16 protein-coding genes are annotated in these 21,534 nt (G+C 67.5%); 10 read left to right on the forward strand and 6 right to left on the reverse strand.

Going from position 1 to position 21,534, the window contains the following annotated elements; genetic code table 11:
- Window positions 1-278: 278 nt before the first annotated feature.
- Complete coding sequence (nadE, locus tag HRU76_09460; GenBank protein ID QOJ17796.1) at window positions 279-2,228, forward strand: NAD(+) synthase; 1,950 nt, start codon at window positions 279-281, stop codon at window positions 2,226-2,228.
- A gap of 56 nt (window positions 2,229-2,284) precedes the next feature.
- Here the strand turns inward: nadE and HRU76_09465 are convergent, their stop codons facing one another.
- Window positions 2,285-4,546, reverse strand: a complete 2,262-nt coding sequence (locus HRU76_09465) for a hypothetical protein (protein ID QOJ17797.1) — start codon at window positions 4,544-4,546, stop codon at window positions 2,285-2,287.
- 174 nt (window positions 4,547-4,720) lie between these two features.
- Between HRU76_09465 and HRU76_09470 the strand changes: the two genes are divergently transcribed.
- The 9 genes from HRU76_09470 to HRU76_09510 all read left to right on the forward strand — a co-directional run bounded on the left by HRU76_09470 (window position 4,721) and on the right by HRU76_09510 (window position 15,792).
- Window positions 4,721-5,833, forward strand: coding sequence for a flagellar basal body P-ring protein FlgI (locus HRU76_09470; protein ID QOJ17798.1), 1,113 nt, complete (start codon window positions 4,721-4,723; stop codon window positions 5,831-5,833).
- A gap of 14 nt (window positions 5,834-5,847) precedes the next feature.
- Window positions 5,848-6,378 carry a hypothetical protein gene (locus HRU76_09475; protein ID QOJ17799.1) on the forward strand — a complete coding sequence of 177 codons (531 nt, stop codon included), beginning with the start codon at window positions 5,848-5,850 and terminating at the stop codon, window positions 6,376-6,378.
- Window positions 6,371-7,027, forward strand: coding sequence for a flagellar protein FlgN (locus tag HRU76_09480; protein QOJ17800.1), 657 nt, complete (start codon window positions 6,371-6,373; stop codon window positions 7,025-7,027). The genes HRU76_09475 and HRU76_09480 overlap by 8 nt, the downstream gene beginning before the upstream one ends.
- 175 nt (window positions 7,028-7,202) lie before the next feature.
- Complete coding sequence (gene flgK / locus HRU76_09485) at window positions 7,203-8,894, forward strand: flagellar hook-associated protein FlgK (protein QOJ17801.1); 1,692 nt, start codon at window positions 7,203-7,205, stop codon at window positions 8,892-8,894.
- A gap of 99 nt (window positions 8,895-8,993) precedes the next feature.
- The gene (locus HRU76_09490; GenBank protein ID QOJ17802.1) at window positions 8,994-10,997 is read left to right on the forward strand and encodes a hypothetical protein; all 2,004 of its coding nucleotides are present in this window, start codon (window positions 8,994-8,996) and stop codon (window positions 10,995-10,997) included.
- 321 nt (window positions 10,998-11,318) lie between these two features.
- Window positions 11,319-11,765 carry a flagellar assembly protein FliW gene (locus HRU76_09495; GenBank protein ID QOJ17803.1) on the forward strand — a complete coding sequence of 149 codons (447 nt, stop codon included), beginning with the start codon at window positions 11,319-11,321 and terminating at the stop codon, window positions 11,763-11,765.
- 156 nt (window positions 11,766-11,921) lie between these two features.
- Window positions 11,922-12,269 (forward strand): carbon storage regulator CsrA, encoded by a 348-nt coding sequence (csrA, locus tag HRU76_09500; protein QOJ17804.1) that lies wholly within the window; start codon window positions 11,922-11,924, stop codon window positions 12,267-12,269.
- Between the two features lie 125 nt (window positions 12,270-12,394).
- Complete coding sequence (locus HRU76_09505) at window positions 12,395-13,873, forward strand: flagellin (GenBank protein ID QOJ17805.1); 1,479 nt, start codon at window positions 12,395-12,397, stop codon at window positions 13,871-13,873.
- A gap of 440 nt (window positions 13,874-14,313) precedes the next feature.
- Entirely contained in the window at window positions 14,314-15,792 is a 1,479-nt protein-coding gene (locus HRU76_09510; protein ID QOJ17806.1) for a flagellin, read from the forward strand.
- A 140-nt stretch (window positions 15,793-15,932) separates the two neighbouring features.
- On the opposite strand, the gene HRU76_09515 is transcribed toward HRU76_09510, so the two are convergent.
- The 5 genes from HRU76_09515 to HRU76_09535 form a co-directional block, all read right to left on the reverse strand.
- On the reverse strand, window positions 15,933-16,157 hold the full coding sequence (locus tag HRU76_09515) for a zinc ribbon domain-containing protein (protein QOJ17807.1): 225 nt from the start codon (window positions 16,155-16,157) through the stop codon (window positions 15,933-15,935).
- Window positions 16,158-16,312: 155 nt separating this feature from the next.
- Window positions 16,313-17,725, reverse strand: a complete 1,413-nt coding sequence (locus HRU76_09520) for a glucose-6-phosphate isomerase (GenBank protein QOJ17808.1) — start codon at window positions 17,723-17,725, stop codon at window positions 16,313-16,315.
- Between the two features lie 98 nt (window positions 17,726-17,823).
- On the reverse strand, window positions 17,824-18,639 hold the full coding sequence (locus tag HRU76_09525) for a hypothetical protein (protein QOJ17809.1): 816 nt from the start codon (window positions 18,637-18,639) through the stop codon (window positions 17,824-17,826).
- Window positions 18,640-18,739: 100 nt separating this feature from the next.
- Window positions 18,740-19,945 carry a PLP-dependent transferase gene (locus tag HRU76_09530; GenBank protein ID QOJ17810.1) on the reverse strand — a complete coding sequence of 402 codons (1,206 nt, stop codon included), beginning with the start codon at window positions 19,943-19,945 and terminating at the stop codon, window positions 18,740-18,742.
- Between the two features lie 68 nt (window positions 19,946-20,013).
- Entirely contained in the window at window positions 20,014-21,432 is a 1,419-nt protein-coding gene (locus HRU76_09535) for a pyridoxal-phosphate dependent enzyme (protein QOJ17811.1), read from the reverse strand.
- Window positions 21,433-21,534 lie beyond the last annotated feature (102 nt).

A 21,534-nucleotide genomic window follows, 5' to 3' on the forward strand; every position in this document is an offset into this window, starting at 1 on the left:
GAGAAAGCCGGCGGACGCGATGAACGAAGTGGCCAGAATACGTGCGAGTCGACGCATGAGCGCCTCCTGTGCTGCCCCGGCGGGTGAGCGGGCACAATACCGCAGGGTCACGCGGATCACAAGGCAGTGCGTTGAGGGACGGAATGCTCCATGCCGGCACCGAGGACCGAGGGTGTCAGGATTCCCAGTAGCGAGTTCTGATCCAGCCGACCGCCGCCCCCTTTTCCAGACCGACTCGATGCCTCGATCCCCTCCTGCCTCTCTACAATCGCCGACCCATGCGGTTGGCTCTGGCGCAGATCAACCCGACCGTCGGCGATGTCGAGGGCAACGCCCGGCTGGTGCGCGAGGCGGCCGAGCGGGCTGCCGCGGCGGGGGCGGATGCGGTCCTCTGCCCGGAAATGGTGCTGCTGGGCTACCCGCCCCGCGACCTGCTGTGGCGCGACGGTGCGGTGGAGGCGTGTGAGCGGGCGGTGCGCGACCTGGCCGCCGCCTCGATCGAGACCGCCATCATCGTGGGCCACCCGCGGCGGGTCAGCGGCGCCCGACGGGACGCCGCCAACAGCGCCAGCGTGCTGCGCGGCGGGCGGGTCGTCGCCACCTACGACAAGCAAATGCTGCCCGGCTACGACGTGTTCGACGAGGATCGCTACTTCGAGCCGGGTCGAACTCCCCGCGTGGTGGACATCGCCGGCACGCGCGCTGGCATTCTCATCTGCGAGGACATCTGGCAGGCCCGCGACGTGGAGGGAGGCCAGCACCTGGTTCCAGCCGCGCTGCATGATCCGGTCAGGGAGGCCGTGGAAGCCGGAGCGCAACTGCTGCTGATCCTCAGCGCCAGCCCGTTCGTTGCGGGCAAGGGGAAGCGACACGTCAGCCACCTGCGGAACATCGCCCGCACCTTCCGAGTGCCCATTGCCATGGTCAACCAGGTGGGGGCGAACGACGACCTGATCTTCGACGGCCGCTCGATTGTGGTCGGCGCGGATGGCGAGGTGCAGGCGGCAGCCCGCGCGTTCGAGAGCGATTTCGTGGTGCTTGAAGTGGGCGGGGGAGCGGGGGGAAGGCAGCCATCAGCGGTCAGCCGGCAGCCGTCAGGAGGCGACGCGAGGCATGAGACATCAGGCGCCGGGAACCCGGAACCCGGAACCCGGAACTCTCATGCCCTTCATTCCTCAGATCCCAGTTCTCAGTCCTGCCACGCGGCACGCATCACCCAACCCCCGGTATTCGCTCCGCCCATATCCACCGAGCACGAACTCTTTGCCGCCCTCGTCCTGGGCATTCGCGACTACTTCCGCAAGACCGGGGCGACGACGGCGCTCATCGGGCTCTCCGGCGGGATCGATTCGGCCCTGACCGCCGTGCTCGCCTCCGCCGCGCTGGGGCCGGGGAATGTCCGCGGCGTGATGATGCCCTCGCGGTACTCCTCGCCCGGCTCGATCGAGGATTCCGTGGACCTGGCGAAGCGGCTGCGTCTCGGACGACTGGTGGAAATCCCCATCGAATCCGCTCACGCGGCGTTGGAGGTCATGCTGGAAGGCGGGGAACCATCAGCCGTCAGCCGTCAGCGATCAGGGGAACGCATCGGGCATCAGGCATCAGGCACTGGGACCACGGAATACGTCAGTCCCCAGTCCTCAGTCCTCGCACCTCGATCCTTGATTCCCGGCATCGTGGGCGAGAACATCCAGGCCCGTGTGCGCGGCGTGATCCTCATGGCCCTCTCCAACGCCATGCCGGGCGTCATGGTGCTGGCCACGGGCAACAAGAGCGAACTGGCCACCGGGTACTGCACGCTTTATGGCGACATGTGCGGCGCGCTCGCCGTGCTGGGTGACGTATACAAGACGCAGGTGTGGGCCTTGTCGCGGTGGATCAACGCCAATCACGCGGCGTGCGGTTTCGATTCGCCGCCCATTCCGCAGTCGTCGATCGACAAGCCGCCCAGCGCGGAACTGAAGCCGGATCAGACCGATCAGGACACGTTGCCGCCTTACCCGGTGCTGGACGAGATCATCCGCCGCTGGGTGGATCACGAGGAGGATGAGGAGGCGATCATCGCCGCCACGGGCTTCCCCCCGGACCTGGTGCGCCGCTGGACGGGCGTGATCGATCGCAACGAGTACAAACGCCGCCAGGCGGCCATCGTGCTCAAGGTAAGCCCGCGCACGTTCGGCCCCGGTCGGCCCATGCCGGTGGCGATGCGGTGGCGCCTGCCGGGATGAAACGATGGGCGCGTGGCTTCCCGCGGGTGCTCGCGGGGTGCTCGCGGCTTCGAAGATCACCGCAGTCGATAGAGCCGCACGGCCCCGCGCTCGAACGTGCTCACCAGGTCGGCGTGCTCCTCGGCGGCCTCGACGAGCGCGTCGGGGTCGAGCATCGGGTCGCCCCAGCCGGACTTGCGCCAGCGGTCGAGCATGCCCGCGTTGATGAGCACGTGCGTGAAGCCCTGTCGGCGCAGCGAAGCGAAGGCGATCGCCCATCCGGCGGGGTCGCGCGCCGCGCTGGACATTGGTCCGCGGTCCCATGTGGTGGCGTAGGCGACGTTCGCGTTGTAATAGAACGGAGCCGACTCACCCACCAGGAGCGTGCGCGATCCGCCCGGCAACAGATGATTCACCACGATGGCGGGCAACTGGTCCGCCAGGGCGCGACGTTCGGCGTCGGTGAAGGCGTCGCCGGTGTAGAGCCGGGCCGCACCGAGGAACGCGCTGGGCGCGCCTTCCTTCTCCGACGCGAAGATGAACACCGGCCCGACGCACCAGACCAGTGCCAGCAGGCCGCACGCGACCGTGACGAATGGCCGCGGCGCCCGCTGCGGCCGCGTTCCATCGTCATGCGCGAGCGAGGCGTTCCGTGTCAACCAGCGACCCCGCAGCACGCTGGCGACTCCCAGCGCCGCCAGCACCGAACCCGGCGCGACGACCGGCAGCAGGAAGCGCGACTTGAGATGCGTGAACAGCAGCCAGAAGCCGATCTGCACGAGGATCATTGCGCCCAGTGAACCGGCGGCGCGGCGAGCATCCGCGCGCCACAGGCACACCGCGAACCCGCCGACCAGCAGCAGGGGGAAGAATGACCACTGCGGCTTCCACGGATCGGCGGAGCCGGCGGGCGGATCGCCGAAGCCGAATCCCGGAAACTGGTCCCACAGGGCGGCGATGCGTCCGCTGAGTCCCACGTCGGAGAAATGTCCTCGCCGCCACGCCTCCGCCTGTTCCGCCGTCCAATGCGCCGAGCCGAACACACTGGTCAGAAACGGAAACACCGGGTTGCCTGCATGCAGGGCGTTGCGGATCAGGTAGGGAGCGAGGGCGATCAAGCCGCCCGCCGCCGCCAGCAGTGCGAAGGCGAGCCAGCGCCGCCTGGGAAGGTGGAAGAGCACGAACGCGGCCATCGGCGCCACGGCCAGCCCGGCGGCGGTGAGTTTGGCCCCGCACGCCGCGCCCAGGGCCAGTCCGACCGCCAGTCCGTGCCGGCGCGAGCACAGGTCGTGCCGAAGCGTGACGCTCATCGCCCCGGCCAGAAGCAGCACCACGAACATCTCGTTGTACGCCAGCGAGCCGACGACCACGACCCAGGGAACGCCGAGCAGGATGGCGGAGGCGAGGGGGAAGCACCGGGGGCCGAGGTTTGAAGGGTGAGGACTGGGCGGGTTCCCGGCTCCGGGTTCCGAGTCCCGAGTTGATGGGTTGGTCGATGCTTCGTGGTCCGCCGGACTGTTCAGCAACTGCCGCGTGACGCCGACGACCAGCAGCCCAGCCCCGATGGCGACCAGGGCGTGCAGCATCTGACAGGCGTACGCCGCGTCGAATGGGTCGCCGGTGAGGACCATCAGGTGCAGATACGCGCCCTCGACGTACGAAGGGAGGAACGAATAGACGTTGTGCTCAAGCGGCTGGATGCGGCCCAGCGCCAGCCATTCCTTGGGCAGCTGCAGGTGGTAGCTCAGGGCGTCGTACCCGCCGAACTCGGTGGCCCACAGCCAGCCGGGGGCGGAACAGGCGGCCACCAGGAGTACGGCGACGGCGGGTACCAGGGGCAGGAGCCACCAGGACGACAAGGTCGATTGTGACGTGCGAAGCGTGGCGGCGCCGGGAGGCGCGGCTCCGGTCGCCGCGCCGCCCGCCAGGGGTTTCCTGTTCTTCGAGAGGGGTTTCCGAGTCAGGCCGACCAGCGCCATCGCCCCGCCCACGATCACGAGCGCCCATGCGGGCGCGCCGCCCAGCGCCGTGAGCCAGCCGAGCGAACCCAGGATCATGTTCAGCCACAGCAGCGTGGCGACGCCCAGCGTCAGTTGCATTCCCGCCTCGCTGCGAGCGCAACCATCCGGCGCCAGCCAGCGGCGCAGGGGCGTCCCCCAGCCCCACGCCGCCCCCAGCCACAGCCCCGCGAGCAGGGACGCCGGAATGCATGTCACCACCAGCGGCAGGATGGCCGCGTCGCCTCGTGTCCACGTCGAGAGAATCGCCATGCCGACAAGCAGCGCCGCCGCGCACGCCAGTGGAGCGGCCGGAATGTTCACGCGGCGAGAGCCGGACACGCGGCGATTGTACGGGAGGGGAAGGGACAAAGGGTCAAGGCATCGAGGGATCGAGCCGCCAGCCGGCTCCACGCCCCGGCGGCTGGCGATTCGCTCCGCATCCCTCCCCGGCACGCCCGGCACGCCATTCGCTTCATTCCTTCCGTCCGACCCCGCGTGGACATGGAGGTCCGCATGAAGGCCGCAAAAACCTTGATGAAGATGCTGGTTGTGCCGGCGATGCTTGCGCTGGGCGCAACACCTGCGCGAGCGACGGACGTGCAGGATCTGGCTCGCATCAAGGGACATGAGAAGAACATTCTGACCGGGCTGGGCATTGTCATCGGGCTCAACGGCACGGGCGACAAGAGCAAGGACGCCCTCGCCGCGGCCCGACCCATGGCGCGGCTGCTCTCCAACCTTGGCGCGGGCGTGGGGGGGCTGGAGGAGCTCGCCTCCGCCAACGCCTTCGCCATCGTGCAGGTGACGATGCACGTGCCCGCCGCGGGCGCGCGGCTGGGCGATGAGATCGACGTCTCCGTGGACGCCCTCTTCAACGCCAAGTCACTGGCGGGCGGACGGCTCGTGCCGTCAATGCTGCGTCTCCCGCTGCCCGACGCCGCCGACCTGCAGCCGCTGGCGATCGCCGAGGGCGCGATCATCATCGAGGGCGACAACCCACGCTCCGGCGTGGTGCGCAAGGGCGGCATGGTGCTGGACGACCGGGCCTTCCGCGCCAACGTGGTCTCCAGCGGCGGGGCAATGACGCTCGTCCTGCACGATCAGTACGCCTCGCACGCCGTGGCGTCGCTCATCGCCAACACCATCAACGACGAGTTCGTGCCCGTCGGGCAGCCCGGCATCGCCCAGGTGCAGGACGCCCGCAACATCCGCATCCTGCTGCCGGAGGCGGAGCGGGCCAACCCCGCCAGTTTCATCGCGGCGGTGATGACCCTGCGCATCGACCCCACGCTCATCCAGACCCCCGCGCGCGTGGTGGTGAATGAGCGCGTGGGTTCGATTGTCATCACCGGCAACGTGCAGATCAGCCCGGTGGCCATCTCGGTGGATGGGCTGTCAATCACCACGATCACGCCGCCGCCCCAGCCGACCCCGCAGGATCCGCAGGTGATGACCTCCACCTGGGCGCGGATGGACACCACCCAGGGGACGGCCCGCGACAGCGCGCGGCTGGAAGACCTGATCCGCGCCCTGGAGCAGCTCAACATTCCCGCCCGCAGCCGCATCGCCGTGCTGTTTCAGTTGCGCGACGCCGGGGCGCTTCACGCGGAGATCATCCGGCAATGACGACGATCGGGACCATGCCGCTTGCAGCCGTCAGCCGCCAGCCGTTGGGGGAAGGCGCGGGGCATCAGGCGCCAGGCGCTGGGCGACAGGTGGTCGGCGGTCGGCCGTCGGAGCAACTCTCACTCGGAACTCGGAACTCGGAACTCGGAACGCACGCAGCACCCGGCACTCAGCACTTCTCCGTCGCACTTGCGGCCGCGAGAGCCGGGAAGTCGCAGGCCGCACGGGCCGAGGAAGCCGCGGCGTCATTCGTGGCGGTGGCCTTCATCGAGCCGGTGCTGGCGTCGATGTCGAAGTCCACCTTCGCCGAAGCCCCCTTCGCGCCGGGAGACGCCGAGCGACGCTTTCAGCCCATGCTGCATTCGCTGCTGGCCGACCGCATCGCGCACGCGGCCCGTTTCCCGCTGACGGACGCGGTGGCGGAGCGGCTGATGGGGCGTGGAAGCCATCTGCCGTCAGCCATCGGCCGTCAGCATGACGTGATGGACCTGTCGAACCGGTACGAACCCACCCCTGGCCTGATCGGGGAGGTCATCCATGCATGACGATGCGTCGAAATCTCAGCACGCCAGCGAGTGGTCCATGACGTTGGATCGGCTGGAGCGGCTCCTTGTCGAGCAGGTGGCGACGCAGCGGCGACTGCTGGAAGCGCTCGACCGCAAGCGAGAGGCCATCGCGCGGGCGGATGCCGCCGCGCTGGAGCGACTGTCCCGTGAGGAGCAGCAGTTGCTCGCCAGGCACGGTGCGCTGGACCAGGAGCGTGAGGCGCTGGTGGCGACGCTGGGGGGAGCGTATGGGAACGAGCCGTCAGCAGGGGGCGGAGCGCACAACCGCGGATCGCCAGTCGTGCTTCGGTCGATCCACCCAACTCAGCACTCAGCACTCAGCACCGGGAACTTCAATCCTCTCTCCCTCACCGACATCGCCCATCGCGAAGGCGGCGCGAGGGGTGAGCGTCTCATCGCCCTCCGCGACCAGGCGCGGGCCAATGTGGCCGAACTCAAACGGCGCAGCGGCATCCTCGCGCAGGCGGCGGCGGCTCTCAGTGCACACCTGACAGGCATCATGCAGGCCGTCGGGGCGGCGGCGATGGGCGGAATCAACGCCGGGACGTACGGGCGTCAGGGGCGGCTCGCCGGGATCGGTTCCGGCGCGGGCGTCGTGTCGCTTTCCGCGGTGGACCTGACCACATGACCACGACGACTCTTCCATCTCGTCCTCACTTCGTGTGTTGCGACCGACAAGGAGCGATCGGCGCAATGTCTGCGAGCCGCGACCGTCAGGGAGCGGTCGGAACGTCTCTTCCCAACCGAACCGGACCGCTCCCTCACGGTCGCGGCTCTCTTGCACTTCTTCCGAGCCAATCACCATGAGTCTCAACGGCGCGCTCCAGATCGGTCGGTCGGCCATCGTCACCAGCCAGGCGGGCCTGCAGGTGGCGGGCAACAACATGGCCAACGCCGCCACGCCGGGATACTCCCGGCAGGTGATGCGGCTGGCGCCGCTGCATGGCGACCCCATCGGCCGCAACCAGTTCATCGGGCGAGGGGTGGACCTGGTGCAGATCACGCGACAGGTCGATACCGCCCTGCAGGGCCGCTACCGCGACGCCCTCTCGGGCGAGAACGCCGCGCTCATCAACCAGCGCTTCCTGGGGGCGCTGGAGTCAATCCGCAACGAACTGACGGACAACGACGTCTCCACGCTTCTTTCGGAGTTCTTCAACTCCTTCTCCGAGGCGGCCAACAACCCGCAGGATCACGCGGTGCGCTCGCTGGTCATCCAGCGCGGCGCCACCCTCGCCGAGCGGCTGGTGCAGGTGCGCACCGACACCGCGCGGCTGCGCGACGAGATCGACCGCGACCTGAATGTCTCCGTCACGCAGATCAACGGCATCCTCGACCGCCTGGAGCAGGTCAACGCCCAGATCGTCACCGCGGAAGGGGGCGGCGGCGGGCAGGCCAACGCCCTGCGCGACCAGCGCGACATGCTCGTCGATGAACTGGCGCAGTACCTCGACGTCACCGCCATTGAGCAGCCCAACGGCATGGTGGATGTGCTCGTCGGCTCGACGCCCATCATGCTGGCGGGGCGCAGCCGGGGCGTCTCGCTGCGGCTCGAAGCCGTCAACGGCGATCTGAAGGCGTCGCTGCGCGTCAGTGCGGACCAGAGCCCGCTGACCGTGACTGGCGGGCGTGTGGGCGGGCTGCTCACGCAGCGGACCGGGCACATCGAACCCGCCCTCGCCGCCCTCGACGACTTCGCCGGTCAGTTGATCGAGCAGGTCAACCGGCTGCACTCGCAGGGACAGGGCAAGCAGCCCTTCGCCTCGCTGACAGGCACGACGCGGGTTCCGGACGCCACGGTCAACCTGAACCACGCCACCGTCCAGTTGCCATTCCGCATCGAGAACGGCAGTTTCCTCATTCACGTCACGCACGCGCAGACCGGCGCGCGAACCACGCACCGAATCGACGTGAACGGCGACGCCATGACGCTCAACGATCTGATGGCGGCGATCAACACGACCGTGCCCAACGTCACCGCGGGACTGAACGCCGAGCGGCGCATGACGCTCGACGCGGCGACCGGCTACCGCATCTCGTTCTCGGACGATTCATCGGGAGCGCTGGCGTCGCTGGGCATCAACACGTTCTTCTCCGGGCGTGACGCGACGGACATCGCCGTCAACGCCGCGCTCGAGAATGACCCCGGCCTGCTGGCGCTGGGCAGCGGCCACGAGGATGGCTCCAACGGCGCCGCCCTGGCCATCGCCGGGCTGCAGGACGCGAAGGTGAGTCAGCTCGGCGGGCGCACACTGCGCGAGTTCTGGCAGCAGACGCTCAGCGCCGAGGCCGTGAAGACCGCCGCCGCGGAATCCAAGGTGGAATCGACGCGCCTGGTGCGTCAGAGCATCGAGGCCCAGATGCAGGCGGTCTCGGGCGTGTCGCTCGATGAGGAAGCGATCAACCTGATGGCCTTTCAGCGACAGTTTCAGGCGGCGGCCCGTTTCATCTCCGTGATCGACGAGAGCATTCAGACGCTGCTGGCGATGGTGTGAGGGGAGAGCAGGCACGAGATATCAGACACTGGGCAGTAGGCGATCGGAACCCGGAACTCGGAACGTCCTCAATCCTCAATCCTCAGCACTCCACTTCCCATGACCTCCATCCCCTCCTCACTCGCGCGTGTGCCGAACCTGATGAGCAGCCAGGTGATGCTGGGCAATCTCACGCGCACCAGCAACCAGTTGCTGCGCACGCAGATCGAGCTGGCCACGGGGCGGACGATCAACAAGCCGTCCGACAACGCCGTGGGCGCCGGGCTGGTCGGCGTGCTGGATGACATCATCGAGCGACGGGATCAGCGGCTGCGCAATCTCTCCCACGCCGAGGCGGTGCTGGGCACGGTCGATCAGGCGCTGGCCGACGCCACCACCCTGATGCAGGAGGCGCGCGAGGTGGGGTTGAGCCAGATCGGCGTCGGCTCCGATGCGACGACCCGCGCCAATCAGGCCCGCGTCATCGACGCCATGCTGAATGAGATGATCAGCATCGCCAACCGCACCTTCCAGGATGTTCACCTGTTCGGCGGCTCGCGGACCGCCACGGCGCCGTTCGAGCGGCTGCTCACCGGGCTGGCCTACCGGGGCAGCGGGTCAGGCATGGTCACCGACCTGGGCAACCCCACGCCGTTCGGCATCACGCTTTCCGGGGGCGAGGCGTTCGGATCGCTCTCCAGCCGCGTGGAAGGGGCCCGCGACCTCGATCCCCGCATGGATGACTCGACGCGCCTGGTCCACCTGCAGGGCGCTCGCGGGTTGGGTGTCTCGCCGGGGACGATCCGACTGGATGTCAACGGCAACGACTACGAACTCGACCTGACCGGCGCCGAAACGATCGGCGATGTGGCCCGGCTGATCGAGGATTTCCTCAACGCCAATGAGCCGGGCGCGCTGGACGCAGGGGGCGTCACCATCGATTCCGCCACGGGCAATCGGCTCAACATCGACCTGAATGCTGGCTTCACGCTCACGTTTGGCGACGCGGGCGCCGGCACGATGGCGCAGGATCTCGGTCTGACCAGCGCCGCCTTCGAGGACGGCGTCAACGAAACGGGCGACGACCTCAACCCCGTGCTGACCGACCTGACGCCCCTCTCGCTGCTCACCGGCGTCACCGTACCGCTGGGGACAATCCGGCTCACGAACATGGGGCAGTCGCGCGACCTGGACCTCTCCGGGGCGCAGACGATCCAGGACATCCGCAACGCGGTGGCGGCGCTGAACATCGGCATCCGTGTTGAGATCGCGCCGTCCGGCGATCGGCTCAACTTCATCAACGAGCTTTCCGGCGGATTGATGAGCATCGCCGAGGTGGGCGGCGGGACCACCGCCACCGAGCTGGGCGCACGCTCGCTGGACTCCGGCACCCGCCTGTCGGACTTCAACCAGGGGCGCGGCGTGCAGATTCGCTCCGGCAGCGTGGACCCGGTGACGGGTCTACCCGATCCGCAGAGGGATCTGGACTTCCGCGTGACGCTGAAGGATGGCCGCACGTTTGACGTGGACCTGGCGGGGTCGCAGACGGTGCAGGACGTACTGGACGCGATCAACGCGGCGGCGGCGAACGCCGGCATCGTCGTGCCCGGCGAGTTCGAGGCCGGGTTGGTCGGCGATGGGAACGGGTTGGCCCTGACGGACAACACGGTGGGGGCGGGCGCAACCTCGGTGACGGCGCTCAACGGCTCCTTCGCGGCTCACGATCTGGGGATTCTCGGTTCAACGACCGGCGCAGTTCTTGCCGGTTCGGATCGCGCAACAGTGGCCGTGGAGAGCGTCTTCGCCCACCTGATCGCCCTTCGGGACGCCCTGGATGCGAATGACGAGCGTGGCATCGAGTTTGCAACCGGGAAACTGTCCGGGGACATCGACCGCCTCGCCCGCACCCGTGCGGACGTGGGGGTTCGAGCCCAGCGGGTGGTGCGCATGAGCGAACGCGAGCAGGACATGAAGATTCAGGACGCGGCGTTGAAGAGTTCGGTGCAGGACACGGATTTCGCGGAGGCCGCGAGTCGTTTCGCCAACCTTCAGACGCAGCTTCAGGCGGGATTGACAGGCACGAGTCGGGCGCTGTCGATCTCGCTGCTGGACTTTCTGAGGTAGGGAGAAGAGGCACGAGGCAGTTGGCAGCAGGCACTGGGCACGAGGCGCTCGAAGGCGGGCGATGGGGAGTCAGATCCCACTCGGAACCCGAAACTGGAAACTCACTCAGCACTCACATGACGCACACAACGCGGAAGCACGACACGACGGACACCCGACCGGCCAGGACGCCGGCGGAGGCGTGGCGCGCGGTCCGCGAAGACGGTGATGGAGCGCAGGCCCCCGGCCGGGCCTTGGCTCCGGACAGGGAGGTCCCGCGCCATCATTGGTGATGGCGTAGATGACCCAGGACAGGGTCGGCCGGCTTTCAGGAGCGTTCCGATGAACGTGCAGACGACTCGATTCGGCGTGGTGGAAGTGGACGATGCGAGGATCATCACCTTCCCGGCGGGGTTGCTGGGGTTCGCGTCGTACACGCGCTTCGTCCTGCTGCAGCCGGACGACGACGCGGTGTTCTTCTGGCTGCAGTCGCTTGACGCGCCGGAACTGGCGTTCGTCGTGACCGACCCCGGCGCGTGGGTGGAGCAGTACCAGGTGCCCATCCGGCGCGACCAGATGGGCGAACTGGGGCTGGATCGCCTGGAGGACGCCCAGGTGCTGGTGATCGTGAACAAGCGCGATCACGTCCTCACGGCCAACCTGCAGGGTCCGCTCGTCATCAATCTCAGGACCATGACCGGCCAGCAGCTGGTGCTGGCGGAGAAGCGCTGGACCACGAGGCATGCCATCCTCGAACTGAGGCAGCCCGTTCACGCGGCGATCGCCTGACCGACCGTGCGCCCCGCCCGGAACGGGTCGGGGTGCGACACAGACGTCATGCCGCGGCAAGGACGCCGCGGCGGCCCGTCGGAGCAGCCGCCCGCGCCCCCGCATCCCGCGCGGGCGGGCCGGAGTCCGACCGGGCGCCAGGGAAGGAGCCGATCCATGCTGGTTCTTTCGCGACAGCGCGATGAGACGATCATGATCGGGGATGACATCGAACTGACGATCGTCGACATCCGAGGCGACAAGGTGCGCATCGGAATCAAGGCGCCGTCGGACGTCCCCGTTCACCGCAAGGAAGTGTACGACGCCATCCGGAGGGAGAATGAGCAGGCGGCCCAGCTGGGGCGGACAGACGTGCCCTCGCTGGCCGACCGGGCGCGGACGCGCCCGCGACTGGCCGGGGCGGGACCGAACCCGTCCGCCTCGCCCGCCGTCACTCGACTCAATGGAAACGCCGCGGGCAAGACCCCGCGACTGTCCCGCCCCGCCGATCGGGAGATCGCCTGAACGAACGCACCCGACCGACTGGCCGGCGGGCCTGACGGTCACTCGGACATTCCGGCGCCACTCGCGAAGGAGCGCCACCGCCGGATGACCAGAAGACATCCAGCCCTCAGTCAAGGAGGATTGTCATGGCTCGGATCAACACGAACGTTTCCTCGATGATCGCGCAGAGCAACCTGGCGCGATCGAACCAGGATCTCACCGTCCGCCTCCAGCGACTGTCCACGGGGCTGCGCATCAACCGCGGCGCGGACGATCCCGCCGGCCTGATCGCCTCCGAGCGTCTGCGGGCCGAGGCCCGCGGCATCGGGCAGGCGATCCGCAACTCCGAACGCGCCAGCTCGGTCATCGCCACGACGGAAGGCGCGCTGGCCGAGGTCGCCGATCTGCTCAACTCGATCAAGGGATTGATCGTCGAGGCGTCGAACTCAGGCGGGCTGAGCCGCGAGGAGATCGAGGCCAACCAGCTTCAGATCGACAGCGCCATCGAGTCCATCACCCGCATCTCCAACACGGCGTCATTCGCCGGGCTGCAGCTGCTCAACGGGTCGCTCGGATACCAGACATCGGTGCTGCCCGCCACGGAGATCGCCGGAGCCAGGATCCATTCCGCCGCCTTCAACGGCAACCCCACGGTGCCGGTGAGCGTGGAGGTCATCAGCTCCGCCCAGACGGCGCAGCTGTTCCTGTCAGGCAACACGGCGGGCGCGCCCGGGGCGCTGCTCAGTTCCGTGACGATCGAGATCGCCGGCAACCTCGGCGTCACCTCGCTCTCCTTCGTGTCGGGCACGGCGCTGAGCGCGGTGGTGGCGGCGGTCAACGCCGTCAAGTCCGCCACCGGTGTGAGCGCGACGCTCGTGGATCCCGCCGATCAGACCAGCGGCCTGGTGTTCAACTCCACCAACTACGGGTCGGATCAGTTCGTCTCCGTGCGCAAGCTCGGGTCGGGAGGCGAGTTCTTCGCCGTCGCCGACGCGCCGGGGGGCAACATCGTCAACCGCGATGCCGGGCGCGACGTGGCCGCCATCGTCAACGGCTCGCTGGCGCGGGGCAAGGGGCTGACGGTCTCCACCAATACCCCCACGCTGGCGGTGGAACTGGTCCTGACGCGGACCTTCGCCCAGACGCTCAACACGCCCGCGTCATTCGACATCACGGGGGGCGGAGCCACGTTCCAGATCGGACAGGCCGTCACGCCCACGCAGCAGGTCCACCTTGGCATCGCCTCCATCGCGGCCAGCCAGCTGGGCGGCACCATGATCGGCGACGTGCGTCACTTCCTCGATTCGCTCAAGACCGGCGGGGTCAACTCGCTCGTGGCGGGCTCCTTCGAGAACGCCTCGAAGATTCTCGACAGCGCCATCAGCGAAGTCGCGGTGACGCGGGGACGCCTGGGGGCCATCGAGCGAAACACCATCGACACCACCATCCGCTCCCTGCAGGTGGGACTGGAGAACATCACCTCCAGCGAGTCAAAGATCCGCGACGCGGACTTCGCGGCGGAGACGGCCAACCTGACGCGATCCCAGATTCTGGTGCAGGCGGGTACGTCGATCCTGGCGACCGCCAACACGACCAGCCAGAACGTGCTGGCGCTGCTGCAGTAATCCACTCTGGAAGATTATAGGACCGGCTTCTCCCATTCATCACGCTTCAACCTTCCGCAAAGGCCCGCAAACCTCGGTTGCGGGCCTTTCTTCGCGCGTCTGGTCTTATAACTTGTGAGGTTCCTTCGGGCTTCATTGGCGCTCCGATAAGCGGCGTCCCGACGTTGTTCGCGCGGCCTGGAGAACTTCGCTGAAGTGGGCAACCGAGGCGACCGATGAACGATGGCTGTCGGAACGTCCGCATCCGGTTGCTCGCCACTGTCGGCGAGCGGGGCGCGGGACCGAGGCGTCAGAAAGGCACGAATCGGGTCGCGTCGAAAACCACGATACCAGCCACGTCGGCGGAGCCGCTGGAACGGGTCGGATGATCACGCGAGTCAAATCTCACAGGGAGCCCAGGGATCGGGATCGCCGACCGGGGCCAGTTCACGGAGGACACCATGTCGCAGATCAACACGAACGTTTCATCGCTCCTGGCCCAGCGGATTCTGGGCGGGAACAACAACACGCTCAAGAAATCACTTGAGCGGTTGAGCACCGGCCTCGCGCTGAACCGCGGCGCCGACAACCCCGCCGGCCTGATCGCCAGCGAGAACCTGCGGGCCGAGAAGGCCGCCATCGCCAGCGCGGTCAAGAACGCGCAGCGGGCCGAGCAGGTCATCAACGTCGCCGAGGGCGGTCTGCAGGAAATCAACAACCTGCTGGTTGAGCTCCAGGGCCTGGTGGGCGAGACGGCCAACGAGGCCGGCCTCTCCGCCGAGGAACGCGAGGCGAATCAGCTCCAGATCGACTCGATTCTCCAGACCATCGACCGCATCGCCAACTCCACGTCGTTCCAGGGCACGAAGCTGCTGAACGGCAACTTCGACTACACCACCACGGGCGTGGCCTCGTCGCTTACCGATGTGACGATCAACTCGGCCCGCCTCAGCGACGCCGCGGGCGCCACGCTCAGCGTGACCGTTGACGTCGTCACCTCCGCCCAGACCGCCGAGGTGTATCTCTCCACGGGCGCGACGCTGGAGAACGGAGGCGGCGGCTCGATCACCATCGAGATCACCGGCAACAAGGGCATTCAGCAGTTCACCTTCGCCTCCGGCACCAGCCAGGCGGACATCATCAGCGCCATCAACAACTTCAAGGACGCCCTGGGCGTGTCGGCGGCCCAGAGCGGCGATGACGCCGCCCGCGTCGAGATCCGCTCCACCGGCTTCGGCGCCACGCAGTTCGTGCGGGCCCGCGAGATTGAGGGCGCCTCGTCCGGAGCCGGCGAGATCATCTTCGATACCGCGGCCAGCAACTCCGCTACGGGCGACTACAAGGACACCGGGCGCGACGCCACGCTGCTCATCAACGGCATCCAGGCCACTACGAACGGCCTGAAGGCCCGGGTCGCCACCGATGGGTTTGACGTGAGCGTCACGGTGGACGGCACCTCGGCCCTCAACGTGGACGGCGCCTCGACCTCCTTCACCATCACCGGCGGCGGCGCCAACTTCAACCTCTCCCCGCGCGTCTCGCTGGCGGGCAAGGTGTCACTGGGCATCAAGACCGTCACCACCGGCAACCTGGGCACGGGTGAGAACGGCTTCCTCGCCGAACTCAAGTCGGGCGGCTCGGGCAACGTGGTCAACGGCGACCTGTCCAAGGCGCAGCTGATTGTTGAGGACGCCATCAAGCAGGTGTCGCAGCTCCGCGGTCGTCTGGGCTCGTTCCAGAAGAACACCGTCGGTTCGACGATCAACTCGCTGGGCGTGGCCTTCGAGAACACGTCGGCCGCCGAGTCCGCCATCCGCGACACCGACTTCGCCGCCGAGACCGCGAACCTCACCCGTTCGCAGATCCTGGTGCAGGCCGCGACGCAGGTGCTCGCCATTGCGAACTCTTCGCCCCAGTCGGTGCTGGCGCTGCTCGGCTAAGTCCAGCCGCCGGAACCTCGCCAATCCCACCCGCGTCCGGTTCGCCGGACGCGGTTTTTCTTTTGCCCGGGCTGCCCGTGCTCCACCGCGCCGATGTGCCGTTCATTCCGGCGACGCTGACCCTGTTCCCCTCATCTCACTCAGTGGCCGCATGGACCGTGGGGATTGCCGCAGGCGCACCCGCCTCCCCCGGTGGGGAGCGAAACCGTTCGCCCCGACTCCGTCACGGCGAAGGTGCTGTGTCGCCTGATGAACCGGCGACCTTTTCCGGTCGGGTCCGGCACGGGAGCGTCCGCCTCACGCATGGGGCGAAGCAGGGTGATGACCTCGCCGTCCTCCTCGCAGATGTACTCGTACTGGGGCATGTCGCAAGGGCTCCGGGACGAATCAGATGATGATACGGGGATCCCGCTGCACGATTCAAGGACGCAGGGCGCCCTCCCGAAGCAGGATGACGCAGGCAAGACGCCTGTGCCGCCGTGAAGGTCGAGCAGGGTGCGATCGCGGCCGGAGCAGCGCGTCACATCCGCCACGTCGTCGGCTTGAGCGCCTGCTCCACCTTCGTTCGCCACTCGTCGTAGCCCGCCCGGCCCATCAATCCGAACGTCGCCACCTTGCCGGTCTCGACGGCCGGCTGGTCGTAGGCGTCGATATTCAGCATCAACCCCGCATACGCCGTGGCGACCTCCCACATCTGGATGAACTGGCCCACCGCGTGGGCGGTGATGGCGGGAAAGCGGATCGTGAAGTTGGGCCGCCTGCTCTCGACGAGCGCGTACTCCGTCGCCCGCTTTTCGGCGTTGAGCAGACCGCCCAGCGAGGCCCCGTGGAGGTATCGCAGGTTTTCGACGGGCAGGTCGCCCGGAATCGTCACGTCGTGGTCGAACCGTTCCACTTCCACCAGACAGAACACCTTGTCGTTCGGCCCCTCGCGGTAGAGTTGCACCTGGCTGTGCTGGTCGGTCGTGCCGAGGGCCTTGATGGGCGTGGCGCCGGCGAACACTTCACGTCCGTGGCGATCGACTCGCTTGCCCAGCGACTCGGCCCACAACTGGCGATACCAGTCGGCCAGCAGGTACAGGGCGTTCGAGTAGGGCATCATCACGTGATTGCGCTTGCCTCGCGCCGTGAACTCCATCAGCAGGAAGGCGATCATGGCCGCGGGGTTGCGCGTCAGGTCGGGGTCGCTGCACCGTTTGTCCATGTCCGCCGCCCCGTCGAGCAGACCGTCGATGTCGATGCCGCACATGGCGGCGCTGAACAGACCCACCGGCGAAAGCACGCTGAATCGCCCGCCCACGCCTTCGGGCACCGGCAGGGTGGCGTAGCCCTCCGCGTCGCAGATTGAGCGCATCGTACCCCTGGCCGGGTCGGTGACCGCCACGATATGCTCGGCGTAGCCCGTGCCGAGCGCCTGGCGGAGCATCGACCGCGCGATCATGAACTGCGCCGCCGTTTCCGCCGTCTCGCCCGACTTGGAGATGACGTTGATGACGGTGCGCTCAAAGCGGGGGTCGCTGCGCCGCACTTCCTCCAGCGTCTGACCGACGAAATGCGGATCCACGTTGTCCAGCACGAAGAGTCGCGGGCCGCCGCGCTGCTCGCGGGGCATCAGGTTGTACGTAACGGGGTTGAGCGCCGCCTGCAGGGCGATGTTGCCCAGCGCGCTGCCCCCAATGCCCAGCACCACGAGGTTGTCCGTGCGAGGCCGCAGCCGATCGGCGAGGGCGCGCACCGCTTGCAGATGCTCCGAGCGCATGGGGTCGAACGGCAGTTGGCGCCATCGCTCCCACCCCGTGCCGCGCGTGCGCGAAAGTGACGTCGTCAACTCAGCCGCACGGGGCCTGGTGCGGTCCAGCAACGCCGGTTCGAGTCCATGCTCGCCCACGCGGAGTGAAAGACAGTTGGCGTAGTCGAGGGAAAGGTTGCTCATGCGGTGAGGATACCGCGTCGATGGTCGAGCGGGGGTGGAGACGACAGCGCGACCGAACAAGCCGGTCGCGCCGTCTCTCCTCAGCCGCCTCGGGGCGATCAGCCGCCCCGGTATTGTTCAAGCACGTACTCCCACAGCCGCTTCTGCTGCTCGGGCGTGAGCACAGCCCGCACCTCGAGGAACACCCTGGTGCGCTCCAGGGCGGTGGCCTTGCCCTGGAACTCCTTGATCGCCACCTCCTGCACGATGGCGCGAATCTTCGAGTCCTGCTCCGGGGTCAGCGAAAGCCGCGCGAGGAGCTGTTCGAACGCCTCGGCCCGCAGCCCCACCTGCCGCTCGATCGACTGACGGATCATCTGCCCGAACGACTCCAGCCGCCAGCGCGTGAGCAACTGGGCGCGGGGCGCGTCGGGGTTCATGAGTTCACGGCGCATGTCAGCGAGCTTGGCCTCGGCGTACTCGACGACCAGCCGCTCCACCTCGGCCCGCTGTTCGGAAGTGAGCAGGTCGCGCATCTCATCCAGCATGGTGCCGCGGTCGATGAACGGTTTGAAGGCCTGCGTCACCTTGCCCAGCAGCGTCACACGCTCGGCGACCGGCTTCTGTTCGATGCCGGTGAGCTCGACGATCAGCCCGTAGTGCTTCCGCAGCGCCTGGTCGAACGTGAGAAGCCGCTCGTTGAGCGCCTTCTCCAGGGCGTCCTTCTGATCGTCCGTCAGGTCCAGCAGTCGGATGGCGGCCAGATGGGCCTCTTCCTCCAACTCGATCAGGTCGCCGTCGAACGTGTGCTTCACCAGGGTGGCCCTGGCGGCCTTCGCCTCCACCTCGGGTCCGCCGAGAAGTTCCTTCTTCGGCGGCTCGGCAGCGGGACAGCCGACCAGGGTGACGGAAACCAATGCGGCGACGAACAGCATGGAATCGACTCCCGTGGGAATGACTCAACGAGCGGAACTTTCCGGTATTGCGGCATCCGGGGACTCGGTTGAGGCGTTTCGAGGGTGGGGGCGCATCCCATTACACCTTCGCCAGCGCCTGCTCCAGATCGTGGATCAGGTCGTCCGCGTCTTCGATACCCGCCGAGATGCGCACCAGCGTATCGCTGATGCCCAGTTCCGCCCGCTTGTCGGGCGGCACGCTGGCGTGGGTCATGATGGCGGGGTGTTCGATGAGCGACTCCACGCCGCCCAGCGATTCGGCCAGAGCGAAGATGCGCACGTTTTCCAGGAACCGCCGCGACTCCGGGAGCCCGCCCTTCAGGAAGATGGTGATCATCCCCCCGCCCGCGGGTCGGCCGTCCAGCCGCATCTGCCTCTGGGCCAGCGCGTGCTGCGGATGCGATGGAAGCCCGGGGTACACCACGCGTTCGACCTTGGGATGCTTCTCCAGCCACGCGGCCAGCCGATGCGCGTTGGCGCAGTGCTGGCGCATGCGCACCGCGAGCGTCTTGGCGCCGCGCAGGGCCAGGTACGAATCGAGCGGCGCATGCACCGACCCGATGGCGTTCTGCAGGAAGCGCAATCGCTCCGCCAGGTCGGCGCGGCCTGTCACCAGCACGCCGCCCAGCACGTCGCTGTGACCGCCGAGGTACTTGGTGGCTGAATGGTGCACGATGTCGAACCCCATCGCGAGCGGTCGCTGGAGCATGGGCGTGGCGAAGGTGTTGTCGCATACGGTGATAAGCCGGTGCTTGCGCCCGATGGCCGCCACCGCCTCCAGGTCAACCAGTTTCAGCGTTGGATTCGTCGGCGTTTCCACCCAGATCATGCGGGTGCGCGGCGTGATGGCGCGCTCGATGCGCGAGGCGTCCGTCATGTCCACGTACGTCACCTTCAGTCCCATTGATCGTTCGCGCACGCGCGTCATCAGTCGGTACGACCCGCCGTACAGGTCATCCATGGCGATCACATGGTCGCCCGAGTCAAGGAGCTCCAGTGCGGTGGCCATGGCGGCCAGCCCTGACGAAAACGCGAACCCGCCGCACGTGCGATCCTGCTGTTCGGTGAGTATGGACCCTTCCAGCGAGGCGATCAGCCGCTCCCACGCGAATCGCGTGGGGTTGTGGCTGCGCGTGTACTCGAACCCGAGGTGCTCTCCAGGCGAGGACTGCGCGTAGGTGCTCGACAGCGAGATGGGCGGCATGACCGCGCCGGTGGCCGGGTCGGGCCGCTGGCCGCCGTGGATGCAGAGGGAGGAAAGTGCAAGTGTATTGGAGTGGGTCATGTGGAATGTGTTGTGAAGGTGTGAAGCACGGTGATCGCGCTCCTTCGCGTCCTCCGCGTTTCATCATTTCAAGGCAACTGCTTCCGCAGGTAGTTGATCAGGTCCACCTTGGTGATGATGCCGTGAAAACCGGATTCATCCGCCACGATCGCCACGCGGTCGGCGCGGAAAATGGGGATCAGGTCGTTGACGCTGGCCGTGGGGCGGATCGTCTCCAGTCGTCGCGTCATGAAGTCGCTGACGGGTCGCCTGAAGCTGGCCATGTCGTGGGTGACGGCGAGCAGCACGTCGCTCTCATCGATGATGCCGACCACCGCGTCGTGCTCGTCGAGCACCACCATCTGGCTGATGTCGTACAGGCGCATCTGCTTGAAGGCCTGTCCGACCGGGGTGGCGGGTTTGAGCGTGTAGTCCTGCCGCTCGGTGTGGCGACGGGCGATCAGGTCGCGCAGGTCGCCGTACGTTCGTCGTTCGATGAAGCCCTGGTCCATCATCCAGAAGTCGTTGAACATCTTGGACAGGTACTTCGAGCCGTTGTCGCAGACGAAGGTGACGACGCGCCTGGGCTGCCGCTGTTCGCGGCAGTATCGCAAGGCCGCGCCGACCAGTGTGCCGGTGGATGACCCGGCCAGCACCCCCTCCTTGCGCAGAAGTTCGCGAGCCACCAGAAACGCCTCGCGGTCGGGGATGGTGTACGCCTTGTTGACCAGCTGCAGGTCGAGGATATCGGGTACGAAGTCCTCGCCGATGCCTTCCACCAGCCACGACCCGGCCTCGACGGCGCGGCCTTCGTTGACCAGCGGCGCCAGCACCGAGCCCTCCGGGTCGGCGAGAACGATGTCGATGGCGGGGTGACGCTCCCGCAGGAATCGTCCGCAGCCGCTCACGGTGCCGCCGCTGCCCACGCCGGCCACGAAGGCGTCGATCCGGCCCTCCATCTGCTCCCAGATTTCCGGCCCGGTCGTGGTGTAGTGCGCCCTCGGGTTGGCGGCGTTGCCGAACTGGTTGACGTAGAACGCGCCGGTTTCCCTGGCGATTCGCTGGGCGATGTCCTGGTAGTACTCCGGGTGCCCCTTGTTCACGTCCGACCGCGTCAGCACCACCTTGGCGCCCATGGCCCGCAGGTGAGAGATCTTCTCGTCGCTCATCTTGTCGGGCATCACCACCGTGACCTGGTACCCCTTCTGTGAAGCGACCAGCGCCAGGGCGATTCCGGTGTTGCCCGCCGTGGCCTCGACGAGGTGGCCACCCGGCTTGAGCAGGCCGTCCTGCTCCGCCTGCGCGATCATGGACACGGCGATTCGATCCTTGATCGAGTTGCCGGGGTTCAGCGATTCCAGTTTCAGGAACAGCGTGCAGGGACCGGTGTCGATGTGGCGCACCTGCACCATGGGGGTGCGGCCGATCATGTCCAGCACGCCCGCGTAAACGGCATTGGGGGGCGGAAAGGTCGGAGCAGCGGGGGGCGTCACGGAAGTCGCGGGCATGGTGAGGCGTTCCTCTCGTCAGGGTGAAGCATGGTACGGCGAAACAGCGCTTCGGCGCGGCACAAGGCCCGCGAAACCGTCGCGGGCCTTGGCCAAGGAGCA

The sequence above is a fragment of the Phycisphaeraceae bacterium genome, from assembly GCA_015709595.1.
Classification (GTDB): Bacteria; Planctomycetota; Phycisphaerae; order Phycisphaerales; family SM1A02; genus CAADGA01.

What these genes read in the sequence shown, in the direction of transcription:
- nadE (QOJ17796.1), top strand. Translation starts at nt 279, where the DNA reads ATGCGGTTGGCTCTGGCGCAGATCAACCCGACCGTCGGCGATGTCGAG.
- HRU76_09470 (QOJ17798.1), top strand. Translation starts at nt 4,721, where the DNA reads ATGAAGGCCGCAAAAACCTTGATGAAGATGCTGGTTGTGCCGGCGATG.
- HRU76_09475 (QOJ17799.1), top strand. Translation starts at nt 5,848, where the DNA reads ATGCCGCTTGCAGCCGTCAGCCGCCAGCCGTTGGGGGAAGGCGCGGGG.
- HRU76_09480 (QOJ17800.1), top strand. Translation starts at nt 6,371, where the DNA reads ATGCATGACGATGCGTCGAAATCTCAGCACGCCAGCGAGTGGTCCATG.
- flgK (QOJ17801.1), top strand. Translation starts at nt 7,203, where the DNA reads ATGAGTCTCAACGGCGCGCTCCAGATCGGTCGGTCGGCCATCGTCACC.
- HRU76_09490 (QOJ17802.1), top strand. Translation starts at nt 8,994, where the DNA reads ATGACCTCCATCCCCTCCTCACTCGCGCGTGTGCCGAACCTGATGAGC.
- HRU76_09495 (QOJ17803.1), top strand. Translation starts at nt 11,319, where the DNA reads ATGAACGTGCAGACGACTCGATTCGGCGTGGTGGAAGTGGACGATGCG.
- csrA (QOJ17804.1), top strand. Translation starts at nt 11,922, where the DNA reads ATGCTGGTTCTTTCGCGACAGCGCGATGAGACGATCATGATCGGGGAT.
- HRU76_09505 (QOJ17805.1), top strand. Translation starts at nt 12,395, where the DNA reads ATGGCTCGGATCAACACGAACGTTTCCTCGATGATCGCGCAGAGCAAC.
- HRU76_09510 (QOJ17806.1), top strand. Translation starts at nt 14,314, where the DNA reads ATGTCGCAGATCAACACGAACGTTTCATCGCTCCTGGCCCAGCGGATT.
- HRU76_09515 (QOJ17807.1), bottom strand. Translation starts at nt 16,157, where the DNA reads ATGCCCCAGTACGAGTACATCTGCGAGGAGGACGGCGAGGTCATCACC.
- HRU76_09520 (QOJ17808.1), bottom strand. Translation starts at nt 17,725, where the DNA reads ATGAGCAACCTTTCCCTCGACTACGCCAACTGTCTTTCACTCCGCGTG.
- HRU76_09525 (QOJ17809.1), bottom strand. Translation starts at nt 18,639, where the DNA reads ATGCTGTTCGTCGCCGCATTGGTTTCCGTCACCCTGGTCGGCTGTCCC.
- HRU76_09530 (QOJ17810.1), bottom strand. Translation starts at nt 19,945, where the DNA reads ATGACCCACTCCAATACACTTGCACTTTCCTCCCTCTGCATCCACGGC.
- HRU76_09535 (QOJ17811.1), bottom strand. Translation starts at nt 21,432, where the DNA reads ATGCCCGCGACTTCCGTGACGCCCCCCGCTGCTCCGACCTTTCCGCCC.